This is a genomic window from Microbacterium umsixpiens, from assembly GCF_053543675.1.
In genome coordinates this window covers 1,112-6,451 of record NZ_JBLVOH010000200.1, presented here as the reverse complement: position 1 = coordinate 6,451, position 5,340 = coordinate 1,112, and the positions used below count along the sequence as shown (strand labels likewise).

The window sequence follows — 5,340 nt, the reverse complement described above, 5'->3', positions numbered from 1 at the left end:
CGCCGCGCACGATCGTCGAATAGCGGCTCGCTCGGATCGCGGCGTTGAGTCCGACGGGAATGTGCGCCGCGGGATTGTCGACCAGCCGGATACGCTCGTCCTGCTCAGCCAGGCGCTGAGCGAGCTCCGTCGTGCCGTCGTTCGACGGCCCCAGCGCGAGGACGAGCTCGGTGGGGACATCGACGTCCTGGGCGAGCACGGATTCGATCGCGTGCTCGAGGTAGGCGCGCTCGTTGAGCACCGGCATCACGAAGGACACCCCGTGCAGGGGAGCGGCTGTTTCGTCGGCTGGCACATGACGATCATGTCACGGTGGCTCCCACTGATCCTGAGGAGGACGCGGACTATCGCCCTTCCGGCGCCGGATCCGTCCGCAGGCGCCGGACGACGCCGCCCCGACGAACTATTCTGGAGGGATGGGTGCACTGTCTGATGCGAAGAAGGCGTACCGACTGCTGACGCGGGCGCTCGCATCCCGCACCGCCGTGCAACGCGTGCGTCGGCGGCTCTCGGAACGCGAACCCCTCCCGACCGACCACTTCCAGGTGGCGGTGTACTTCGCCGACGGTGCCGTGAACATGTACCAGATGCGTCAGTGGTACCGCCCGCTCGCCGAACTCGCGAAGCGGTGGCCCGTCGTCGTGCTCTCGCGTCAGGCGACCGGAACCGAGAGGCTGCTCGAGGAGGATTCGCCTCCCGTCGCCTTCGTGCCGAAGGTCCGCGACCTCGAACGGTTCATCGCGACGCAGGACATCCGCGTGGTGCTGTACGTGAACCAGAACACCCGCAACTTCCAGATGTTCCGCTACGGGCGGCGGTGGCACGTGTTCATCAACCACGGCGAGTCCGACAAGATGTACATGACCACGAATCAGTACAAGGCGTACGACTACGCCTTCGTGGCCGGTCAGGCTGCGCGTGATCGGCTGTCGCGCACGTTGTGGGACTATGACGTGGATCGCCGCACCATCGAGATCGGCCGGCCGCAGGCGGATCACTACTCGGGAACGCTCCCCTTCGTGCCGGACGAGCGGACCGTCGTCCTCTACGCGCCCACATGGGAGGGGGACCGCCCGAGTGCCCACTACGGGTCGATCGCCACGCACGGCGAAGCGCTCGTGACGCGACTGCTGGCGACCGGCGCGCATCGGGTGATCTACCGTCCCCACCCGCGTAGCGGTGTCGTGGACGAGGCGTACGGGGCCGCCCACCGGCGGATCATCGCGGCGATCGCTGTCGCCAACGCGGCGGACCCGACGGCGCAGCACGTCTACGATCATGCACCGGAGCTCGGCTGGCAGTTGACGGCGGCTGATGTCGCGATCGTCGACATCTCCGCGATGGTCTACGACCGTCTCGCCGCGGGGAAGCCGCTGATGATCACGCGTCCGACCGACGAACGTGCTTCCATCGACACGCAGGGCTATCTGGCTGATTGCGAATGGCTGACGGCGGAGGCCGCGCACGACATCGTCGCGGAGGTCGAACGGGTGCGAGCCGACGAGGCAGCCACCGCTCGTCTGCGGATGTGGGTGCAGCACTACTTCGGTGACACGACACAGGGAGTGGCCACGGAGAAGTTCCACGCGGCGGTCGACGGGCTCATGAAGGAGTGGGAGCGGTGGCAGGCCCACGAGGTCGGGGCGATCCGCGAGGACGAGGACGACGACGACGAAGAAGTCGACGACGAGGAAGTATGAGCGTGGACTTCTCGCTGGCGCATCCGATCGTCCCTCGACTCGAGGTGCGGGAGCGAACCGGGTCGACGAACGCCGATCTTCGTGCGCACGCGGGGGATGTCGTCGGTTGGCCGCATCTGTCGACCATCGTGACGCGCGACCAGACCGCGGGCCGAGGCCGCCTGGACCGCAGCTGGGTCGCCCCGGCGGGCACGGCCTTGGCCGTCTCCGTGCTTCTGCGCGCTCTGCCGCTCGACCCGGCGACACGAGGCTGGATTCCGCTCGCCGCCGGGGTGGCGATGTCGGACGCGGTCGCAGCGCAGCTGCCGGAGCACGACGTCGGGGTGAAGTGGCCGAACGACGTACTGGTCGACGGACGCAAGATCTGCGGCATCCTCGCCGAGGCGACGGGGGATGCCGTGGTCGTCGGCGCCGGTGTGAACACGGCGATGACGGTCGAGCAGCTTCCGGTGCCGACGGCCACGTCATTCGCGGCCCTCGACGTCGAGGTCGACGAGGATCGGCTCCTGGCCGCGTATCTCACCGCGCTGGATGATCTGCTGTCCGCGCTCGTCTCGACGGGTGACGCGGGCAGGAGCGGGCTGCATGCGGCGGCGACCGCCCGATGCGCGACGATCGGGCAGGCGGTCCGCGTGTCTCTGCCGGCTGGCCGGATCCTGGAGGGCGTGGCCACAGCACTCGATTCGGAGGGGCGCCTGGTGGTGTCCGTCGACGGCGAGCAGCAGGCGATTTCCGCCGGTGACGTCGTCCACGTCCGCCCTGCCGGAAACTGACACGCCGTCGTCCAGACGGCTATGTCGGCGATCACAGGCACAATGGTGGTGTGACCCAGCCTGTGACGCTCGGCGGGCGGCCCCTGATGCCGCCGCCCGGTACGCCTTCGGAGGAGTTGCTGATCGCGCGCTTCCGGAGCCACGCGCGTCGGCTGTTCTGGTCGGCACTCGTGCTCATCGCGACCTTCGGTGCGACGGCGTACTTCTACGGCAACCTGCCCGCGGGCTTCGAGGACTGGATGCTGCTCGCCGCAGCCGGTCTCCTGGTCATCCTCGCGGTCGTCATCCCCTTCGTGATCTGGTACTCGCGCAGCACGACGGTCACGACCAGGCGGGTCATCGCGCACCATGGCATCGGCGCTCGCGGGCGCCGCGAGATGTCCCACGCCCGCGGATACACGATCGCGGTTCGCCGTGGTCCGCTCCAGCGGCTGTGGGGCTCGGGCAACATCACCCTCTCCAACGGTGTCGATGCGCCGCTCCGACTCGCGAACGTCCCGAACGTCACCCTCGTGCACGAGACGCTCGCCGACCAGATCGAGGTCGGGCAGATCCTGGCGCATCGCGACGCGCAGGCCGGCGGCGACGAACCGCACCCATCGTGAGCTCGCTGCTCGCCGCAGGGCGGGCCCTCGTCCGCTGACCCCGAGCGTGTCGATTCCGCCCGCCCCGGTGCGCGAGAATGGGTGCAGACGAATGGAGACGGCACATGGCGTTGCGTGTTGGTGTGATCGGCGGAGGACAGCTGGCCCGGATGATGATCGCACCCGCGGTGGAGCTCGGTCTCGACCTGCGAGTGCTCGCCGAGGGCGAGGGGATGTCCGCTGCGCTCGCGGCCACCGCGATCGGTGACTACCGCGACCTCGAAACCGTGCGCGCTTTCGCGGCGGACGTCGACGTCGTGACGTTCGACCACGAGCATGTTCCGCAAGACGTCCTGCGAGCGCTCGTCGCCGACGGGGTGGTGGTGCATCCGGGCCCCGACGCCCTGCAGTTCGCGCAGGACAAGCTCGTCATGAGAGCCCGGCTCGCCGAACTCGGTGTGCCGCAGCCCGACTGGGCTCCGGTGCGGAGCATCGCCGAGCTGCAGGACTTCCTCGATGCGCATGCCGGTGCGGGCGTCGTGAAGACACCCCGCGGCGGATACGACGGAAAGGGCGTGCGGGTCGTCCGTGCCGCCACCGAAGCGCAGGACTGGCTCGATGCGCTCGCCGGAGACGACGCGCTCCTCGTCGAGGAGCTCGTTCCTTTCGTGCGCGAACTCGCCCAGCAGGTGGCGCGCCGCCCGAGTGGGCAGGTCGTCGCGTACCCCGTGGTCGAGACGGTGCAGCGAGACGGAGTGTGCGCCGAGGTCATCGCCCCGGCGCCCGCCGCCGCGGACCGCCTCGTGGAGGTCGCCGAGGAGATCGGTCGCACGATCGCGGAGGGGCTCGGCGTCACGGGCATGCTGGCCGTGGAGCTGTTCGAGACCGACGACGAACGCATCCTCGTCAACGAGCTCGCGATGCGCCCGCACAACAGTGGGCACTGGAGCCAGGACGGCGCCGTCACCGGACAGTTCGAGCAGCACCTGCGGGCGGTCGCCGATCTGCCGCTGGGAAGTACCGCGCCCCGCTCCGCCTGGTCCGTGATGGTGAACATCCTCGGCGGTCCGGAAGAGGGCACGCTCGAAGAGCGCTTCGGTGCGGCGATGGCCGCGCACCCGCAGGCGAAGATCCACACGTACGGCAAGGCTCCGCGACCCGGCCGGAAGGTCGGGCATGTGAACGTCGTCGACGATGACCTCGACGATGCCGTGTACGTGGCGCGGGCAGCTGTCGCCCATTTCGACTGAGCAGTGCTCGCTCTCGGCGTCACACGGCGCGAGACATGCGCGCGAAGAGGCGCGGCGTTCGGGGTTTCTCCCAGCGGCAGACCGTAGCCTGATCTGGTGACCGAGCCACTGCACTCCTCCGCCGTTCCTCTTGTCGGCGTCGTCATGGGATCCGACTCCGATTGGCGCGTGATGAGCGATGCGTCTCAGGCCCTCACGGACTTCGGAATCCCGCACGAAGTCGAGGTCGTCTCGGCGCATCGCACGCCCGACAAGCTCATGTCGTACGCGCGTGACGCGCGGTCACGAGGAGTCCGCGTCATCATCGCGGGTGCCGGGGGTGCAGCGCACCTTCCGGGCATGCTCGCCTCGATGACCCCGCTTCCCGTTGTGGGTGTCCCTGTGCCGCTCGCCTACCTCGACGGCATGGACTCGCTGCTCTCGATCGTGCAGATGCCTGCCGGGATCCCGGTCGCCACCGTGTCCATCGGCGGAGCGCGCAACGCGGGACTCCTCGCGGCACGGATCCTCGGGACGGCAGACCCCGACCTCGCCGACCGTGTCGAGGCGTACTCTCGCGAGCTCGAGGCCCAGGTCGAGGAGAAGAACGAACGGCTGAAGGGGTCACTGTGACCCTTGCGCCTCCGCGCGCATCAGGGCGCCCACTGATCGAGACCCGGCCGCTGCGGCACCCGGACCTCTCCGATCCGGGGACTATGGCGAAGCGCGGCTGGTGGCTGGTCGCGCTGAATCTCCTGCTGCCGGGCTCGGCCCAGGTGCTCGCCGGTAATCGTCGACTCGGTCGCTTCGGCCTCGGTGCCACTCTGCTCGCCTGGCTCCTCGCGATCGTCGCTGTCGGCCTCGCGCTGTTCGCGCGCCCTGTCCTGCTGTGGCTCACGATCGGCGGCGGGTTCTTCTCGGCTGCCGTCCTCACGATCGTGCAGGTGCTTCTCGTCGCCTACGTCGTCCTCTGGATCGTCCTGACATTCGACGCCCTGCGTCTCGTGCGCCTCGTGAAGCTCCCCGGGCCGTCGCGCCTCGCCATCCCCGTCGT

Annotated in this window: 6 protein-coding genes and 1 pseudogene; 6 read left to right on the top strand and 1 reads right to left on the bottom strand. The window is 69.0% G+C overall.

All coding sequences use genetic code 11. The features are described 5' to 3' along the window. Window positions 1-247: glycosyltransferase (locus ACNPM4_RS17735; protein ID WP_448986562.1), on the bottom strand; the 247-nt coding region annotated here is incomplete at its 3' end. Window positions 248-416: 169 nt separating this feature from the next. Here ACNPM4_RS17735 and ACNPM4_RS17730 point away from each other — a divergent pair. From ACNPM4_RS17730 to ACNPM4_RS17705, 6 genes and pseudogenes are all read left to right on the top strand, one after another. Then, on the top strand, window positions 417-1,700 hold the full coding sequence (locus ACNPM4_RS17730; RefSeq protein ID WP_448986556.1) for a CDP-glycerol glycerophosphotransferase family protein: 1,284 nt from the start codon (window positions 417-419) through the stop codon (window positions 1,698-1,700). Beyond that, a complete protein-coding gene (locus tag ACNPM4_RS17725) occupies window positions 1,697-2,473 on the top strand; it encodes a biotin--[acetyl-CoA-carboxylase] ligase (RefSeq protein ID WP_448986555.1) in 777 nt (258 codons plus the stop codon). The genes ACNPM4_RS17730 and ACNPM4_RS17725 overlap by 4 nt, the downstream gene beginning before the upstream one ends. An 86-nt stretch (window positions 2,474-2,559) precedes the next feature. After that, complete coding sequence (locus ACNPM4_RS17720) at window positions 2,560-3,078, top strand: PH domain-containing protein (RefSeq protein WP_448986561.1); 519 nt, start codon at window positions 2,560-2,562, stop codon at window positions 3,076-3,078. A gap of 104 nt (window positions 3,079-3,182) precedes the next feature. Then, entirely contained in the window at window positions 3,183-4,307 is a 1,125-nt protein-coding gene (locus tag ACNPM4_RS17715) for a 5-(carboxyamino)imidazole ribonucleotide synthase (RefSeq protein ID WP_448986554.1), read from the top strand. Between the two features lie 144 nt (window positions 4,308-4,451). Continuing rightward, complete coding sequence (gene purE, locus ACNPM4_RS17710) at window positions 4,452-4,919, top strand: 5-(carboxyamino)imidazole ribonucleotide mutase (RefSeq protein WP_036303450.1); 468 nt, start codon at window positions 4,452-4,454, stop codon at window positions 4,917-4,919. Between the two features lie 83 nt (window positions 4,920-5,002). Then, window positions 5,003-5,340: pseudogene (locus ACNPM4_RS17705) on the top strand (LCP family protein); the annotation flags it as partial.

Coding starts and splice junctions, on each gene's coding strand:
- ACNPM4_RS17720 (WP_448986561.1), top strand. CDS start 2,560: ATGCCGCCGCCCGGTACGCCTTCGGAGGAGTTGCTGATCGCGCGCTTC.
- ACNPM4_RS17725 (WP_448986555.1), top strand. CDS start 1,697: ATGAGCGTGGACTTCTCGCTGGCGCATCCGATCGTCCCTCGACTCGAG.
- ACNPM4_RS17715 (WP_448986554.1), top strand. CDS start 3,183: ATGGCGTTGCGTGTTGGTGTGATCGGCGGAGGACAGCTGGCCCGGATG.
- ACNPM4_RS17730 (WP_448986556.1), top strand. CDS start 417: ATGGGTGCACTGTCTGATGCGAAGAAGGCGTACCGACTGCTGACGCGG.
- purE (WP_036303450.1), top strand. CDS start 4,452: ATGGGATCCGACTCCGATTGGCGCGTGATGAGCGATGCGTCTCAGGCC.